Origin of the sequence: Sphingomonas sp. 67-41 (assembly GCF_001899725.1) — a bacterium.
Taxonomy (GTDB): Bacteria; Pseudomonadota; Alphaproteobacteria; order Sphingomonadales; family Sphingomonadaceae; genus Sphingomonas; species Sphingomonas leidyi.
Genome location: NZ_MKWJ01000010.1, coordinates 1 through 18,853 on the forward strand (window position 1 = coordinate 1; position 18,853 = coordinate 18,853).

At 71.3% G+C, this 18,853-nt stretch carries 4 protein-coding genes; 2 read left to right on the top strand and 2 right to left on the bottom strand.

Going from position 1 to position 18,853, the window contains the following annotated elements; translation table 11 throughout:
* The first annotated feature begins 660 nt into the window (after positions 1-660).
* A complete protein-coding gene (locus BGP17_RS05520) occupies positions 661-13,374 on the top strand; it encodes an autotransporter outer membrane beta-barrel domain-containing protein (protein WP_286711277.1) in 12,714 nt (4,237 codons plus the stop codon).
* A 169-nt stretch (positions 13,375-13,543) separates the two neighbouring features.
* On the opposite strand, the gene BGP17_RS05525 is transcribed toward BGP17_RS05520, so the two are convergent.
* The gene (locus BGP17_RS05525; RefSeq protein WP_286711278.1) at positions 13,544-15,199 is read right to left on the bottom strand and encodes a DUF885 family protein; all 1,656 of its coding nucleotides are present in this window, start codon (positions 15,197-15,199) and stop codon (positions 13,544-13,546) included.
* Between the two features lie 35 nt (positions 15,200-15,234).
* On the bottom strand, positions 15,235-16,404 hold the full coding sequence (locus BGP17_RS05530) for a pyridoxal phosphate-dependent aminotransferase (RefSeq protein WP_167300561.1): 1,170 nt from the start codon (positions 16,402-16,404) through the stop codon (positions 15,235-15,237).
* 141 nt (positions 16,405-16,545) lie between these two features.
* Here BGP17_RS05530 and BGP17_RS05535 point away from each other — a divergent pair, with 141 nt between their 5' ends.
* Complete coding sequence (locus tag BGP17_RS05535) at positions 16,546-18,849, top strand: bifunctional salicylyl-CoA 5-hydroxylase/oxidoreductase (RefSeq protein WP_286711279.1); 2,304 nt, start codon at positions 16,546-16,548, stop codon at positions 18,847-18,849.
* The last annotated feature ends 4 nt before the right edge of the window (positions 18,850-18,853 follow it).

Sequence of the window (18,853 nt, forward strand, 5' to 3'; positions counted from 1 at the left end):
TGTCTTTATCTGAGTATCCGACGCCTAGAAGCCGCCAGAACCCAGGGCCGCCGCCCACATGTCCCTTCATCTAAATCACTATGTCAAAGAGCGCGTTCCTGCTCGAAGCGGCGCTTCGAACATCCCTTGAAGGGCCCCAGTCGGCAGCACCGAAGTGCCGCAACCGATTTGTGAACGTCCCGAACCGGAGGACCGGTTGGAGCAGAGAGGCGAGCGCCTCGTTGCCGGGAGGGCGCCATCTATGTGCCCGACCGATTCCCGTCAACCCGAAAAATGCACTTTTTTCCGATCTTCGCATTTTTTCGGTTCGGCCCGCGGCTTCCGCCCCGGATCGCCGCTGCGAACGGAGCGAAGGCACCCTTCGCCGGGAGGGAGCGCCCCTCGCCTTCCCCGCCCCCTTCCCAGATGAAGCACAGTCCCCGGCACGGGCCAGGAGCAACGGCCGCCACGCCCCCAACTGCGCCGGCCGTTTGTGAAACAAATCGGACACATGCGTCCATCGCCGCTCGTGAAACCGGCCGATCACGGTCTACGTGCCATGCTTCGACTGCTCGGATACGGGACAGATGCCGCTACGGAAACCATGTCCGAACAAGGGTAATTACTTGTTCAGCATGATATGGTCCAAGTTCGACTCACAGGTATTTCGGGGGAATTACGATGGTTCGGCGAACGGATGCTGTGCGGCTCGCGCGGCTCGCGGCGCTGGTGGATGCGACGGGCGACGCAGTCGATGCCGATCGGCTGACCCGCATCCAGCGATCGGACTTCATTTCGGAAATCGGCGCCGTCCTCTCGCTGCTCGCCGATCGATCGGCGGCGCTGTCGCATGCGCTCGAGCGGCTGCGGGATCGCATTGCCGGTGCCGGCGCCCCGCGCCGTCCGCGCCAGGCCGACCGCAAGCTGTTCGGCACGCTCGCCCGGCACCTGAAGCGCATCGGCCTGCTGCTCGCCATGGGCACCGCCGCCTGGGCGACCACCGCCGCCGCCAATACCAGCGTGTCGCGCATGGCGCTCACCAAGGCGATGATGGCGCCGATGCCCACGCCGCCTCCCCTGCCCGTCGTCGCGGTGGGCGACCTGGTGCACAACCCGGTGACCGATGCCGACGAACGCGTCGTCGAAGTGATCAACGCCGCGCTGGTCCGCACCGACCAGAACAACACGATCCTGCTCGCCAACACCGTGGGCCAGACCTTCACCGACACCAACACCAACATCACCTATACGGTGAGCGCGGTTCAGCTGACATCGGGCCAGGTCACCGGCGTCACGCTCGACAAGAGCGGCGGCGGCACGGTCACCACGCCGATCGTCACCGATGTCAGCGCGGGCGTCGGCTCGGCGCCGCCACCGCAGGGCAACGGATCGACCGGAACGACGAGCTCGGGCTTCACCTTCCCGGCCGCGGCGGGCGACGTCCATCAATATTCGAACGTCCAGCGCGGCGCGAACGGCGGCAATGGCAGCTTCGGTGCCGGCGTCCGGATCTGCATCTTCGGCGGCTGCTTCACCATCGGCGCCAATGCCTCGGCCGGCGGCGCCGGCGCCAACGGGCCGGACATCACCGCGACGGTGACTCCCGCCAACAACGGCAACATCACCACCATCTCGGACAACCTCCCGGGCATCGCGGCGATCAGCGCGGGCGGCAATGGCGGCAATGGCGGCGACGGCGCCGGCAATGTCCGTGGCGGCGCCGGCGGCGGCGCGGGCCGCGGCGGCAATGTCAGCCTGACCTCGAGCGTGACCGTGAGCACCTCGGGCGTGCGCAGCTACGGCATCCTCGCGCAGAGCGTCGCCGGGCGCGGCGGCACCGGCGGCACCGGCTATCTGTTCTCGGGCGGCGGCGCCTCGGGCCCGGCGGCGCAGGGCGGCACCGTCACCGTCAACAATTCCGGCCAGATCCAGACCACCAACACCGGCGCGATCGGCATTCTGGCGCAGAGCCTGGGCGGCAATGCCGGCACCAGCGGCGGCAGCTACGGCATCGTCGGCAATCCCGGTTCGGGCAGCGTTGGCGGCGACGGCGGCAACGTCACCGTCGAGCATAGCGGCATCGTCCGTACCTCGGGCGTCGACGCGATCGGCATCCAGGCCCAGTCGATCGGCGGCACCGGCGGCAATGTCGGCGGCACCGGCGGCATCGCCACGTTCGGCGGCACCGCCGGCAATGGCGGCAATGGCGGCAACGCCACGATCAACGTGCGCGCCGGAGCCGAAGTCACCACCACCAAGAGCGGCGCCTATGGCGTCTTCGCCCAGTCGATCGGCGGCGGCGGCGGCTCGGCGGGCGGCTCGGGCGGCCTGGTCGCCTTCGGATCGGACGGCAGCACGGCGGGCAATGGCGGCATCGCTTCGGTCCTGGTCGAGGCAGGCGCGACCATCACCACCGGCGGCGCCAATGCGCATGGCGTGTTCGTCGAATCGGTCGGCGGCGGCGGCGGTGCGGGCGGCGCCTCGGGCGGCGCGGTCGCGGTCGGCGGCAAGGGCGGGTCCGGCGGCACCGGCGGCGCGGCGAGCGCCACCATCGCCGGCTCGGTCCGCACCGGCGGCGTCGACGCGCGCGGCGTGTTCGTCCAGTCCGTGGGCGGCGGCGGCGGCTCGGCCGAGGGCACCGGCGGCCTCGTCTCGATCGGCGGCAGCGGCACCGGCGGCGGCCTGGCGGGCAGCGCCTCGGCCAGCATCGCCGCAACCGGCAGCGTCGTCACCACCGGCAAGGGCGCCGACGCAGTGTTCGTGCAATCGGTGGGCGGCGGCGGCGGCGCGGGCTCGGGCTCGGGCGGCGTGGTCGCGCTCGGCGGGACGGGCGGCACCGGCGGCAATGGCGGCATGGTCACGGTCGGCAACGCCGGCACGGTCCGCACCGAAGGCGACGGCGCCCGCGGCATCTTCGCCCAGTCGGTGGGCGGCGGCGGCGGCAAGGGCGGCGACAGCGGCGGCCTGGTCACCATCGGCGGCAACGGCTCGGCGGCGAGCACCGGCGGCACGGTGACCATCACCAACACCGGCAGCGTCACCACGTTGCGCAACAATGCCACGGCGATCTTCGCCCAGTCGGTGGGCGGCGGCGGCGGCGACGGCGGCACCACCGGCGGCGTGCTGCTCACCATCGGCGGCAAGGGCGCGAGCGGCGGCAATGCCGGCATCGTCACCGTCAACCACAGCGGCAATATCGGCACCGGCGGCAATGATTCGAACGGCATCTTCGCCCAGTCGATCGGCGGCGGCGGCGGCAATGGCGGCGCGAGCGCGTCGCTGAGCGCATTCGTCGGCGTCGCGATCGGCGGCGCCGGGTCGGCGGGCGGCAATGGCGGCACCGTCGACGTCAACCTCACCCCCCGCTCGGTGACGATCGGCGGCGTGCCGACTCAACTCGATCCGTTCATCGCGACCAGCGGCGACCGCTCGCGGGGCATCCAGCTCCAGTCGATCGGCGGCGGCGGCGGCAATGGCGGCTTCGCGGTCCAGGCGACCGGCGGCTTCTTCGGCGGCGCCAGCGTGGCGATCGGCGGCAGCGGCGGGACCGGCGGGACCGGCGGCCACGTCACGCTCGACGGCGACGCGGTGATCCTCACCACCGGCGACAATGCGCAGGGCATCCTCGCCCAGTCGGTCGGCGGCGGCGGCGGCGCCGGCGGCTTCACCGTCTCGGTCGCCGCCGCGGCGGGGCCGGCGCTCGGCGCATCGATCTCGCTCGGCATCGGCGGATCGGGCGGCACCGGCGGCAATGGCGGCCTGGTCGAAGTCCATTCGGGCGGCGCGATCCAGACCGATGGCGATTTCTCGACCGGCCTGCTCACCCAGTCGGTCGGCGGCGGCGGCGGCAATGGCGGGTTCAACGTCTCGGCGGCAGTCGCGGCGGGCGGCGGCGGCGCGGTCTCCTTCGCCGTCGGCATCGGCGGCAAGGGCGCCAATGCCGGCAATGGCGGCGTGGTAGACACCGATTTCGACGGCACGATCTCCACCGGCGGCGACGATGCCGGCGGCGCGGTGATCCAGTCGGTCGGCGGCGCCGGCGGCTCGGGGGGCTTCAACGTCTCGGGCGCGGTAAGCTTCGCGGGCACCACCAGCGTGGGCGTCGCGGTGGGCATCGGCGGCGCGGGCGGCGGCGGCGGCGACGGCGGCAAGGTGACCGGCCGCGTCGGCGGCAACGTCCAGACCACCGGCGACCGCGCCACCGGCGTGCTGATCCAGTCGGCCGGCGGCGGCGGCGGCAATGGCGGGTTCAACATCGCGGGCTCGATCTCGGGCAGCGGCTCCTATGCCGGCGGCATATCGGTCGGCCTGGGGGGCGCCGGCGCGGGCGGCGGCGGCGGCGGCGACGTCACCGGCACCGCGGCGGGCACGATCTATACTTCGGGCGACCAGTCCGACGGCCTCCTCGTCCAGAGCCTGGGCGGCGGCGGCGGTTCGGGCGGGTTCAACATCTCCGGATCGATCGCGGGCAGCGCGACCTTCGGCGGCGGCCTGTCCGTCGGCCTGGGCGGCGCGGGCGGCACCGGCGGCAATGCCCTGCACGCCACCGGCACCGCGCTGGGCGCGGTCCACACGCTCGGCGACCAGTCGCGCGGCGTGGTGGTCCAGTCGAACGGCGGCGGCGGCGGCGTCGGCGGATTCAACGTCTCGGGCAGCATCGGCGGTTCGGGCAGCTATGGCGCGGCAGTCAATATCGGCCTGGGCGGTTCCGGCGGCGGGGCCGGCAATGGCGGCGAAGTCGATGCGAGCGCCGTATCGATCCTGACCGAGGGCAACCAGTCGGGCGGCTTCCTCGCGCAGAGCGCCGGCGGCGGCGGCGGCGCGGGCGGGTTCAACGTCGCAGGCGGGATGAGCTTCGGCGGCACCGCCGCGGGCGCGCTCTCGGTCGGCCTGGGCGGCTCGGGCGGCGGCGGCGGCAACGCCATGCGCGTCGGCGCGACGGTGACCGGCAATGTCGTCACCCTTGGCGACCAGTCGACCGCGATCACCGCGCAGAGCCTCGGCGGCGGCGGCGGCACCGGCGGCTTCAACGTCTCGGGCGGCATCGGCATTTCGGGCACCATCGCCGGTGCGATCAATATCGGCATCGGCGGTTCGGGCGGCAGCGGCGGCGACGCGGGCATCGTCAAGCTCGACGTGACCGGCACCACCGCGACCGCGGGCGACAAGAGCGACGGCATCCTGGCGCAGAGCGTCGGCGGCGGCGGCGGCGCGGGCGCGTTCAACGTCTCGGGCGGCATCGCGGTGGCCAAGGACGGCGCCGGCACGCTCGGCATCGGCCTGGGCGGCGCGGGCGGCAGCGGCGGCGACGGCAAGGCCGTCACGCTCAACGTGAACCAGGGCGTTGCCGACACCGGCGATACGCTGGTCGCGGTCTCCACCGAGGGCGACGACGCCCGCGGCATCGTCGCGCAGAGCCTGGGCGGCGGCGGCGGCAACGGCGCGTTCAACGTCACCGGCGGCATTGCCGGCTCGAAGAGCGGCGCCGGCAATATCGGCGTCGGCATCGGCGGCGCCGGCGCCACCGCAGGCAATGCCGAAGCAGTGATCGCCAACATCAATGGCGACGTCGCCACGCGCGGCGCGCGTTCGGGCGGCGCGCTGATCCAGTCGGTCGGCGGCGGCGGCGGCAATGGCGGGTTCAACGTCTCCGGCGGCATCGCGGTCTCGAAGGAACTCACCGGCAACGTGCTGGTCGGCGTCGGCGGGTTCGGCGGCGCGGGCGGCGACGCGGGCACGGTCGACGCGGCCCTGACCAGCGACATCGGCACCCGCGGCGACGATTCGCTGGGCCTCACCGTGCAGAGCCTGGGCGGCAGCGGCGGCAATGGCGCGTTCAACGTCACCGGCGGCCTCAGCCTCAGCGCCGGCAATGGCAGCTCGGGCACGCTGGGCGTGGGCGTCGGCGGCTTCGGTGACAGCGGTGGGAATGCCAAGGCGGTCACCGCCGCGCTCACCGGCGACGTCGCGACGCTCGGCGCGCGCAGCGGCGCGATCCTGATCCAGTCGGCCGGCGGCGGCGGCGGCAATGGCGGGTTCAACGTTACCGGCAGCATCGCCCTTTCCAGCGGCGGCACCGGCACGCTCGGTATCGGCATCGGCGGCTTCGGCGGCGATGGCGGCGACGCGGCCACGGTCGACGCCACGCTTTCGGGCAATGTCGCCACCAGCGGCGCGGAATCGGCCGGCGCGCTGATCCAGAGCCTGGGCGGCGGCGGCGGCAACGGCGCATTCAACGTCACCGGCTCGCTCTCGATCTCGGCAGGCAACAACACCTCCATCGGCGCCGCGATCGGCATCGGCGGCTTTGGCGGCGACGGCGGCATCAGCCAGAAGGTCACCGCCAGCGTGACCGGCGACTATCGGACCCGTGGCGGCGATTCGGCCGGCGTGGTGGCGCAGAGCATCGCGGGCGGCGGCGGCGCGGGCGGGATCAATGTCTCCGGCGCGATCGCCCTCTCCACCGGCACCGCGGGCACCGCCTCGATCGGTATCGGCGGCTTTGGCGGCGATGGCGGCAAGGCCGGCGATGTCGATCTCACCCGCATCGGCGACACCGTGACCAGCGGCACCGATTCCGACGGCGTCGTCGCGCAGAGCATCGGCGGCGGCGGCGGCCGCGGCGGCATCAACGTGGCCGCCGGCATCGCGGGCAGCACCAGCGGCAGCACCGGCGCGTTCGGCTTCGGCCTGGGCGGCTTCGGCGGCGGCGGCGGCGAGGCGGGCAACGTCACCGCGCGCGTGACCGGCAACGTGCTCGCAACGGGCAATGGCGGCGTGGTCGCGCACGCGGCGCAGACGATCAACTTCCTCGGCTTCGACTTCACCTTCCCCGCCTATCGCACGATCGCGAACGGTTCGAACGGCGTGATCGCGCAGAGCGTGGGCGGCGGCGGCGGCCAGGGCGGGCTCAACGTCACCGGCCAGATCGCCCTCACCTCGCCCGGCTCGAGCAGCGCGAGCCGCGTCGCCTCGCTGGGCATCGGCGGTTTCGGCGGCGATGGCGGCAATGCCGGCACGGTCGACCTGACCGTCAAGGCGCCGGGCACCGACCGGGTGCAGGTCGTCGCGTCGGGCGACGAGCGTTCGGCGGTGATCGCCCAGTCGCTCGGCGGCAGCGGCGGCATCGGCGGGATCAACGTCTCGGGCGGCATCTCGCTCGACGGCCAGCTCACCGTCGGGATCGGCGGGTTCGGCGGCGATGGCGGCCTGGGCCGCAAGGTGACCGCCAATGTCGATGCCGACCTGTTCGCCCAGGGCGCCAGGGCGCGCGGCCTGCTCGTCCAGTCGGTCGGCGGCGGCGGCGGCACCGGCGGCATCAACATCTCGGGCGGGATCACCGCCGATAGCACCGCCACGGAGCCGACGCTGGTCTTCGGCATCGGCGGCTTCGGCGGCGCGGGCAATGCCAGCGGCGATGTGATCGCCACCCAGAATGGCCAGGTGTTGGTCGACGGCTATGAAGCCGCCGGCATCATCGTCCAGTCGGTCGCGGGCGGCGGCGGCGATGGCGGGCTAAACGTCTCGGCGGCGCTCAACAATGCCGGCGCCGGCAAGTCGAAGCTCACCGGCGTCGCGCTCGCCGCGGGCCTGGGCGGCACCGGCGGCACCGGCGCCGATGCGGGCGACGTCACTTTCACCAGCAACGGCAATGTGCTGGTCAACACCAAGGTGACCACCGGCGCCGGCGGCGCGGTCACGCTTTCGGCGACCGACTATGTCGGCAAGGCGCCGGGCATCCTCGTCCAGTCGGTCGGCGGCGGCGGCGGCCAGGGCGGCATCGACGTGGCCGGCGCGGTCTCGCGCCAGGGCGCGCCGATCGCGCTCGGCATCGGCGGGACCGGCGGCGCGGGCGGCAATGCCGGCGACGTGACGGTGACGCGCGGCTACACCATGGTCGGCGGCATCGAGACCGAGACGCCGGGCCTGATCCGCACTTTCGGCGACGAATCGAACGGCATGACCGTACAGTCGATCGGCGGCGGCGGCGGCAATGCCGGCTTCAACCTGGTGCTCGACGTGACGCTGGCGCCGGCGGGCAACAGCCCGTTCGCGGCGGTGGTCAATGTCGGCGGCGCGGGCGGCGACGCGGGCGCGGGCGGCGACGTCACGCTGCGGCATCGCGGCGACATCGGCACCAGCGGCGCGCTGAGCGACGGCATCCTTGCCCAGTCGATCAGCAAGGGCGGCGGCAACGGCACCTTCAACCTGGCTGGCGGCTATACCCGCGATGCCAACCAGCTCAACCTGAGCATCGGCGGACGCGGCGGCATCGGCGGCGAAGCGGGCGATGTCGAAGTCAGCCAGGACGGGACGATCGTCACCACCGGCGAGCGTTCGATCGGCATCCATGCCCAGTCGATCGGCGGCGGCGGCGGCAATGCCTCGTTCGATTTCGGCCTGGTGCCGGGCGCGAAGAACCAGTTCGCGCTGAGCCTCGGCCAGTCCGGCGGCACCGGCGGCACCGGCGGCGAGGTTACGGTGAACGCCAAGGGCGCGATCGACACCAGCGGCGGCTATTCCTCGGCGATCTTCGCCCAGTCGGTCGGCGGCGGCGGCGGCAACAGCGGCTCGTTCAAGATCGGCGGCACGGTGGGCACCGGCAGCGGCACCTCGGCGCAGAGCTTCGCCGGCAGCGTCGGCGTCGGCCTGGACGGCGGCGTCGGCGCGACCGGCGGCGCGGTCTCCGTCGTCAACGCGGCGAACCTCACCACGCGCGGCGTCGAATCGCGCGGCATCTGGGCGCAGAGCATCGGCGGATCGGGCGGCGCGGGCGGCAGCGGCACCGGCGTGATGGTCAACACCACGGCGGCGCTCACGGTCGCGGTGGGCGGCACCGGCGGCGTCGGCTCGAAGAGCTCGACGGTCGATGTCGGCAACAGCGCGCGGATCGTCACCGGCGGCGACGATGCGGACGGCATCCTCGCCCAGTCGATCGGCGGCGGCGGCGGCACCGGCGGCTTCGCGGCAAGCATCGCGCTCCAGTACAAGGGCAGCGGCAACACCTCGAACACCATGGGCATCGCGGTGGGCGGCTCCGGCGGCACCGCCGGCGTGGGCGACACGGTGACGGTGACCAACACCGGCGTGATCGCCACCACTGGGGCGCGCGCCTTCGGCATCCGCGCCCAGTCGATCGGCGGCGGCGGCGGCATCGGCGGTGCGGTCATCGACTTCCGTGCCCAGGGCAAGAGCGCCAACAACTCGATCAACGTCAATGTCGGCGGCGCCGGCGGCACGGGCGAGAAGGCCGGCGACGTCGCGGTCACCAACGAGGGCCTGATCTGGACCAAGGGCGAGGATGCCGCGGGCATCAGCGCCAATTCGATCGGCGGCGGCGGCGGCGATGCGGGCCTGGTGCTCCAGCTCGCGGTGGGCGCCACCGGTGCGGACAAGCAGACCCACAGCGCCCGCGTCACCATCGGCGGCAATGGCGGCAGCGGCGGCGCGGGCGGCAAGGTCACCGTGGTCAACCGCGACACCGGCGGCACCAATTCGGGCGACATCCTCACCGAGGGCAAGGGCGCCTATGGCATCTTCGCCCAGTCGCTGGGCGGCGGCGGCGGCAACAGCTCGACCATCCTGGCGCTGACCGGCGTCTCCTCCGGCAAGGACAGCGTCGCCTTCGGGTTCAATTTCGGCGCGGTCGGCGGCAGCGGCAATATCGGCGGCGTGGTCGACGTGACCAATGCCGGCACGATCGAGACCAAGGGCGAAGGCGCCCACGGCATCCTCGCCCAGTCGATCGGCGGCGGCGGCGGCAATGGCGGGATGGCGCTCACCGGCAGCCTGCTGATCGGCGCCCCCACTTCGGCGCCGCTGATCGCGATCGGCGGCGTGGGCGGCAATGGCGGCAATGGCGGCGCGGTCACCGTGACCAACAGCGGGTCGATCCTCACCCGCGGCGCCAAGGCGAACGGCATCGTCGCGCAGAGCATCGGCGGCGGCGGCGGCAATGCCGGCCTGGGCGTGGCGCTCACGCCGGAGCCTGCGAGCCTGACCCTGTCGAACACGATCGCGCTGATCGTCGGCCTCACCGGCGGCGGCACCGGCGGCACCGGCGGCGCGGTCACCGTCAACCAGACCGGCGACATCACCGTGCTCGGCGCCGGCTCGCAGGCGATCGTCGCCGAGAGCATCAATGGCGGCGGCGGCACGCTGGGTTTCGACTTCAGCGGCATCACCGGCCTGCCGGGCCTGCCCGTGGTCGGCCCCGGCGGCAATACCCAGCGGCCCAACCCGCTGCTCGTCGCCCGCGCGGGCGCCGACGGCGCGTCCGGCATGAACGCCGGCAAGGTGACGGTGAATTCGAACGGCACGATCGGCGCGGGCGGGCGCAACGGCGTCGGCATCAGCAACCAGGCGATCGGCGGCGGCGGCGGCACGATCGACATCGACCTCGACATCGTCGCGCTCCACGACCCGACGGTCACCGACCCGCAGGCGCCCATCGGCGTCCGGCTGGCGCTGGGCGGCCTGGGCGGCGCCGACAATGACGGCGGCGACATCACCGGCAGCCATTCGGGCAGCGTCACCACCAATGGCGACGGTGCCGCCGGCGCACTGACCCAGTCGATCGGCGGCGGCGGCGGCCGCGGCATCATCGACGTCACCGCCGAACTGGCGTCCTTCTTCGCCGGCGCCTCGATCACGCTCGGCGCCGACGGCACCACCGGCGCGTCGGGCGGCGCGATCCAGCGCGGCATGACCGGCGCGATCAGCACCACCGGCAAGTTCGCCCCCGGCGCGATCGTCCAGTCGATCGGCGGCGGCGGCGGCTCGGCGATCGTCGAGATCGCCCTGGGCACCGGCGCCACCGCGGCCGCGCCCAGCGTGCTGAACATCGACTCCACCGCGTCCGGCACCGCCCCCACCGCGAACCTTTCGCCGGAAAGCCAGCGCGCACTGGCCTATTGGCTGGCAGGCGCGGGCGCGGATCCGCTGGCGGTCGCACCGCGCGCGGTTCCGCCGACCGTCATCACGCTCGGCGCCAATGGCGGCGCCGGGCTCGACGGCGGTACGGTCACCCTCGCCTATGCCGGCGGCTTCGCCACGCTGGGCGACTATTCGCCGGCGCTGGTCGTCCAGTCGATCGGCGCGGGCGGCGGCGAAGTGCGCCTCACCGGCGGCAGCGCGAGCGTCACCCTGGGCGGCAGCGGCGGCGCGAGCGGCAATGGCGGCAGCGTCACCGTGTCGAACAACGGCGCCGTCCAGACCGCCGGCAACCATGCGCACGGCGTGTTCCTCCAGTCGATCGGCGGCGGCGGCGGCGCGGTGCTCGGCGCAGTCGATTCCGCCAGCATCGCCTTCAACGCGGCCAACACCGGCAATGGCGGCGCGATCCGCTTCGACCAGACCGGCAACATCGCGGTGCTCGGCGCCAATTCGGTCGGCGTGGTGGCGCAGTCGCTCGGCGGCGGCGGCGGCTGGGTCGAGGGGATATTCGCCGGCAACGGCACCGGCACGGGCGCCGGCGGCGCGATCGACCTGCGCCTTTCGGGCTCGGTCTTCGCGGCCGGCCTGAACGCGACCGGCATCTTCGCCCAGAGCCAGGGCAGCACCGGCGCGGGCAATATCCGGGTCACCGCCAACAACCTGGTGCGCGGCGGTGCCGGCACCGGCGCGGGCATCCGCCTGGCCGGCGGCGCGGCCAACCTGATCCAGCTCACCGCCGGCTCGATCAGCGCGGTCTCCGGCCTCGCGATCGACACCGGCGCGGGCAACGACCGGGTGGAGAACAGCGGCACGATCATCGGCAATGTCGACCTGGGCAGCGGGGCCAACGCGCTGGTCAACAACGCGAACGGCACCTTCATCGCCTTCAGCCGGATCGACCTGCGCGACGGCGCGGGTTCGAGCGGCAGCTTCGCCAATGCGGGCGACTTCCAGATGGGCCTGGCCGCCAGCCGCACCCCGATCGACCTGCTGAACGGCGCCACCTTCGCCAACCTGGACGGCGTCGGCACGCCCGCGACCAACCTGCTCTACGGTGCCCGCGTCATCAACACGGTCGACCTCGACGGCGATTTCACCCAGAGCGCAACCGGCCACATGGCCTTCGACGTCGCGTTCGGCCCCTATGCGTCGGACCGGGTCAATGTGAGCGGCAATACCAGCGTGGCCGGCACCGGCGACGTCATCCTCACCTGGATGCAGGACAAGAACCCGGTCACCCTGTTCGCCACGGCAGGCACGGCGACCAACAACGGGCTCGCCATCCGCGACACGCTGGCGGTCGACTATCGCGTGCTGGCCAACAGCGCCGGCATCCAGCTCGCCTTCGACACCAATTTCGGCCAGCCCTTCCTCAACCGCAACGAGCGCGCGCTCGGTGCCTATATGGACCGCGCGGTGACGGCGGGCAGTTCGGCGGGGATCGGCCGCCTGCTCGCCCTGCTCGGCAACATCCAGGCCGGTAGCGAGGCCCAGTATCGCGCGATCTTCGATCAGCTGAACCCCGAACCCTATCTGATCGCCTCGCTCACCCAGTTCGGCGCGGCGCGCGACTTCTCGTCCAACCTGTTCGGCTGCGGCACGCCCGCCGGCCCGGCGGGCGATGGCTGCGTGTGGAGCCAGGCCGGCGGCCATGTCTTCCGGCGCAGCGGCGACGGCGAGCATGCCAGCGTCCGCGGCGATACCGACGGCCGCTTCCGCGCCGGCTTCGAGAAGCCGCTGGGCGGCGACTGGATGATCGGCGGCGCGATCGGCTATGACAGCCTCGGCAATGCCAGGATCGACGGGCTGCGCGCCAATTCGGACGGCGACGGCGTCCATGCCGGCATCGGCGCGCGCTATGCGGGGACGAGCGGCGCGCAGTTCGCCGCCTCGGTGAGCGGCGGCTGGCAATGGACCGAGCTGCGCCGCGGCGTGAACATCTTCGATCCGCGCCAGGGCGTCGGCAACCAGGGCACCGGCTATCTCCAGGGCAGCGCCGAGGCGGCCTGGGTGCTCGGCCAGGGCATGGTGTTCGCCCGGCCGGCGGTGCGCGGCTTCGTCACCGCGCTGCGCCAGGGCGGCTTCGCGGAGCGCGGGCTCGAGGGCCTGGGCGTCGAGAGCCTCTCCCATACGCAGTGGATCGGCACCGTCGCGCCCGAACTGAGCCTGGGCGTGCGGCTGGCCGGCAACGGGCCGACCAGCGCGACCTTCGCGATCACGGGCGGCGGCGTGTTCAACACCACCGACCGGATCGCGGCGCCGTTCCGCCTGCTCGGCGGCAACGCCTCGGCCGCGCCGGCGACGATCACCACGCTGATGGATCGCCAGGCCGCGCATGTCGGCGCGGAGCTGCGCGTGGTGGGCAACGAGAACCTGTCACTGCGGCTCGGCTATGATGGCGAGTTCGGCAAGCGCACCAGGGACCACCGCGCCAGCCTGAGCGCCCGCATCCGCTTCTGATCGCGCGCGCTGCCCAGGGCATGGGGCGGGCCCCGGGCAGCCTATGGATCGGAGGGCTCATATTCTCCCCCGTCATCCCGCGAAGGCGGGGATGACGGGAGGCGCCCGGACGACGAAGGAAATCGGGGCAACGAGCAAGCCAGGGCCTGGGCCCATCCCCGCCCCATGCCTATCGCATGGTGCGGATCTCGTCGTCCCGGCCCGTCATTTCCCAGCGGATCAGCGAGATCGGGATCGAGCCCGCCGCGCGGAAGCGATCGTGGAACGTCTTGATGTCGAACCCGTCGCCTTCGCGCATCGCCACATCGGCGAGCAGCTTCTCCAGCTCCACCTTGCCCATGTAATAGCCGATGCCATAGCCGGGCTGGCGCAGGTACAGCTCGATGTCGAACTGGGCGACGGCATCGCCCGGCTGCATCCATTTGGGCGTGCGCGCGATCAGCGAGGCATTGGCCTGTTTCCAGGTCCATTCGTTCGCCTGCATCTTCAGCTCGGGCAGGATGCGCGCGGCGCGCTTGGCGCCCAGGATATAGTCGATCTCGCGCGCCTTGGGCCGGTCCTCCAGCATGCCCGACTGGATCAGGAACTCCTCAAGATAGAAGGCCCAGCCTTCGTTGCGCAGCCCGTTGACGAAGAACAGCCGCGGCTGCCCGCGCACCGGGCGCGTGTCGCGCGCCGCCTGGAGCTCGTCAAAGGCATGGCCGGGCAAATTGTGCGCGCGCAGCGGCCGGCCGTCGCGGAATTCGGCCTGGAAGAAGAAATGGAGATGCTGCGGCGGATCGAACAGGCCCGGCCTGGATGGATCCTTCTCGAAGGGGAACTCGTACGGCCCCTCCTCCGGATCATGCTTCACATAGTCCGGGATCGTCACCCACTGGCCGTCGCGCAGGAACTTGAGCAGGTCCTCATCCTCCTGCTTGCGCTTGGCGTCGAACTCGGCGCGGGTCTTGACCGGCTCGGGCATCGGGATCGCGCGGTCGCGATGCTCCTCGATCTTCAGAAAGGCGAGCTGGCGCTGATATTCGCGCTCGCCGATCACCCGGACCTCCTCCGGCGTGTAGGGCAGCAGCAGCACATGCCTGAGATACCAGGCATAATTCTCCGCCCCCACGCCGCCATAGGCGGGGAGCCCGGCCTCGATGCCCTCCAGCCACGCCTTGAACGCCGCGGCCGCCGCCTGGGCGCGCTTCGCCGGGGCGACGAGCGATGGCTGGCGCTTCGCCGCGTCCGCAGCCAGCGCGCCATAGACGTTCACTTCCACCTGCTTCTGCACGATCGCCAGCCGGGCAAGGTCGCCGCGCGCATCGGTGAGGTTCGCCCGTGCCTGGCGCAGCGCCTCGGGCACGGCGTCGAGCCGGGCGGCCAGCGCCGCCGCCTCGTCCTTTGCGATCGGCAGCCTGGGGATGGCGATGGCGCCGTGCATCTTGGGCCCGAAGCCGAGATTGGTGGTGCTGTAGAAAGCCGGGTCGCGCTTCCAGGGCTGCATCACCCGGTGCTGGAACTCCAGCCCGCGCATCTCGGCAAGCGCCACCATGTAATCGACGCGCCGCGGGATCGGCCATGCGCTGTCGTCGATCGCCGCCAGCCGTGCCTCGAAGCGCTGGAGCCCGGCATAGTGGCGCGCCATTGCCTGGGGCGAATAATCGGGCACGCCCTTCACCATCGGCGGCGGCACGAAGGCGCGGAACTCCCTGTAGAGCGCGAGCAGCGCGTCATAGCCCTGCGGGGCCTGCGCCTCGGCCTGGGCGCAGGCGGGCCCGGCCAGCAGGAGGGGAAGCGCCGGCAGGGCCAGCAAGGCGGCGGCAAGTCCCAGACGCTTCTTCATCCTCTTCTCTCCCCGAATTCCATGGCTCGACGCGCTCAAAGCGCGTTGAAGAACCGGCCGAGCCGCTCCATCGCCTCGGCCACCCGCGCCTCGGATTCCGATCCGAAGCAGACGCGCAGATGCCCCTCTCCGCCCGGCCCGTAAAAGCTGCCGGATTCGACCACGACATGCGCTTGCCTGAGGATCGCCATGGCAAGATCCTGCGAGGAACGGCCGGTGCCGCGGATATCCGGAAAGGCATAGATGGTCCCTTCCGGCTCGGCGCAGGTGACGCCGGGCATCTGGTTCAGTGCCTGGACGACGATGTCGCGCTTGCGGCGATCCGCCTCGACCATCGCCAGCATCGCGTCCTGCGGCCCCTCCACAGCGGCGCGGGCGCCTTCCTGGATGAATACGTTGACATGAGTCACGTCGGTCATGGTGATGCGCAGGATCGCGGGCATCAGCTTCGCATCGGCGGTCAGATAGCCGATCCGCCAGCCGTCCATCGAATAGGCCTTGGTGAAGGCGAAGCAGGTGATCGTCCGGTCGCGCATGCCGGGCAGGCTGGCGATGCTGACATGCTCGGCCTTGCCATAGGTGATGTATTCATAGACCTCGTCGGACAGCACCAGCAGGTCGTGCTCGATCGCCAGGTCGGCGACGTGCTGCAGCTCCGCGCGGCTATAGACGCGGCCGGTGGGATTGGCCGGGTTGACCAGCACGATCATCCGGGTGCGGTCGGTGATCCGGGCGGCGATCTTCTCCTTCGAGATCGCGAAATTGTCCGCCTTGTCGAGCTCGGCGATCACCACCTTGCCGCCGGCCAGCTCGGTCTTGCCGATATGCTGGGGGTAATAGGGATCGAGCAGGATCACTTCGTCGCCCGGATCGATCGCGGCCATGAAGGCGGCGAACGAGGCATGGGTGAGCCCGTTGCACACCAGTATCTCGTCCACCCCGTAATCCAGGCCATTGAACGCGGCGAGCTTCCCCGCGAGCGCCTGGCGGAAGGAGAGCGTGCCGCGGAAATCGCCGTAATGGACGATGCCCGCGTCGAGCGCGGCCTTGGCGGCGTCCTTGATGTGCGCCGGCGTGTCGGCGTGCGGCCGGCCGAACTCGAGATGGATCAGGTCCACCCCCGCCGCATCCAGCTTCGCCGCTTCGTCGTACATGCCGAAGCTCTTCTTCGATCCGCCCGTCAGGCGCTGTGCCGGCCACTTCATCCCTAGACCTCCCACGACTCCGATACCCGTGATTAATTGCGTGATATATGATATTTCAAGCTTGAAATTTCAGGCTTGAAGCATTTACGCTCCTGGCGCTAGATTGAGACGGACTGGAGTCGCCGCGATGGAGTCGGGTCAATGAAGATCGCATGCGTGGGCGGCGGGCCGGCGGGCCTCTATTTCGCCATCTCGATGAAGGTGCGCGACAGTGCGCACGAGATCCATGTGTTCGAACGCAACCGCCCCGACGACACGTTCGGCTGGGGCGTCGTCTTCTCGGACCAGACGGTCGAGAATCTGATGGCGAACGATCCCGTCAGCGGCGAGACGATCCGCGGCGAGTTCGCCCATTGGGACGATATCGACGTGCACATCCATGGCGCGTGCATCCGTTCCTCTGGGCACGGCTTCATCGGCATCGGCCGCAAGCGGCTGCTGGCGATCCTGCAGGCGCGCGCCCGCGAACTGGGCGTGGTGCTGCATTTCCAGCACGAGGCGGGGCCGGACCTGGCCGATTGGGCGGATTACGATCTCGTCATCGCCGCCGACGGCGCCAACAGCCGCATCCGGGGCGCGCATGCCGACCGGTTCGACGTCGACATCCAGGTACGCCGGAACAAGTTCTTCTGGTTCGGCACCAGCAAGGTGTTCGACGCCTTCACCTTCGCCTTCGAGGAGACAGAGGCGGGCTGGGTCTGGGCGCACGCCTATCGCTTCGACGACGATCTCTCGACCTTCATCGTCGAGATGGATCCGGCGACCTGGCACGGCCTGGGCCTCGACGCGATGGACCAGCCCGAGGCGATCGCGCTGTGCGAGAAGATCTTCGCGAAGCAGCTGGGCGGCCATGGCCTGATGTCCAACGCCACGCACCTGCCCGGCCCCCAGGCCTGGCTCAACTTCCGCCGGATCGTCACCGGCCGCTGGTCGCACGACAAGTTCGTCCTGCTCGGCGATGCGGCGCACACCGCGCATTTCTCGATCGGATCGGGCACCAAGCTGGCGCTGGAGGATGCGATCAAGCTGGCGGAGGTGCTCAATCGTCCGGGGCTCGGCCGCGCCCAGGCGCTGGAGGAATATCAGGCCGAGCGCAATGTCGAGGTGCTCAAGCTGCAGAACAGCGCGCGCAACTCGACGGAGTGGTTCGAGACGCTCGACCGCTATCTGCCCTTCGCGCCGATCCAGTTCGCCTATTCGCTGCTCACGCGCTCGCAGCGGGTGAGCCACGAAAATCTCCGCCTGCGCGATCGAGAGTGGCTGGAAGGCGTCGAAAGCTGGTTCCAGTCGCAGTCGCCGGGCGGAAGAAGCAACGAACCGGTCCCGCCGATGTTCGCGCCGTACAGATTGCGCGAAATGCCGCTGGCGAACCGTATCGTGGTTTCGCCCATGGCCATGTATTCCGCCGTCGAGGGCACCCCGAACGACTTCCACCTGGTCCATTACGGTGCCCGCGCCCAGGGCGGCGCGGGGCTGGTCTATACCGAGATGACCTGCGTCTCGCCCGAGGGCCGGATCACCCCCGGCTGCCCCGGCATGTACGCGCCCGAGCATGTGGCGGCGTGGCGGCGGATCACCGATTTCGCCCATGCGAACAGCGGCGCGAAGATCTGCCTCCAGCTCGGCCATTCGGGCGCCAAGGGCTCCACGAAGATCGGCTGGGAGGGGATGGACGCGCCGCTGGACGACGGCAACTGGCCGCTCATCGCCGCTTCCGACGTGCCGTGGAGCGCAGGCAATGCCTCACCCCGCCCGATGACCCGCGCGGATATGGACATGGTGCGCGACCAGTTCGTCGCCGCCGCGCGCATGGCGGTGGAAGCCGGCTTCGACATGATCGAGCTGCACGCCGCGCACGGCTATCTGCTCTCCAGCTTCATCACCCCGCTCCAGAACACGCGCACCGACGGCTATGGCGGCAGCCTGGAGAACCGCCTGCGCTATCCGCTCGAAGTGTTCGCGGCGATGCGCGCCGTCTGGCCCGCCGAGCGGCCGATGTCCGTCCGCATCTCGGCGACCGACTGGATGGGCGACCGGGGCGTCACCCCCGACGAGGCGGTGGCGATCGCCCGCGCCTTCGACGAAGCGGGCGCCGACCTGATCGACGTCTCGGCCGGCCAGACCTGGGCCGAGTGCAAGCCCGTCTATGGCCGCATGTTCCAGACGCCCTTTGCCGACAAGATCCGCAACGAGGCACGCGTCTCGACCATGGCAGTGGGCAACATCTTCGAGACCGACCACGCCAATTCGATCCTGGCGGCCGGCCGGGCCGACCTGGTCGCGATCGGACGGCCGCACCTGATCGATCCGATGTGGACGCTGCGCGCCGCCGCCCAGCACGGCTATCGCGGCGTGCGCGTGCCGCCGCAATATCTGGGCGGGATGAGCCAGCTCGCCCGCAACCTGCAACGCGCCGCCGAGACCGGCGCGGCGCTGCGGAGCTGACCCA

Excerpts from the sequence above, each read along its gene's own strand:
- BGP17_RS05520 (WP_286711277.1), top strand. The coding sequence starts at position 661 with ATGGTTCGGCGAACGGATGCTGTGCGGCTCGCGCGGCTCGCGGCGCTG.
- BGP17_RS05525 (WP_286711278.1), bottom strand. The coding sequence starts at position 15,199 with ATGAAGAAGCGTCTGGGACTTGCCGCCGCCTTGCTGGCCCTGCCGGCG.
- BGP17_RS05530 (WP_167300561.1), bottom strand. The coding sequence starts at position 16,404 with ATGAAGTGGCCGGCACAGCGCCTGACGGGCGGATCGAAGAAGAGCTTC.
- BGP17_RS05535 (WP_286711279.1), top strand. The coding sequence starts at position 16,546 with ATGAAGATCGCATGCGTGGGCGGCGGGCCGGCGGGCCTCTATTTCGCC.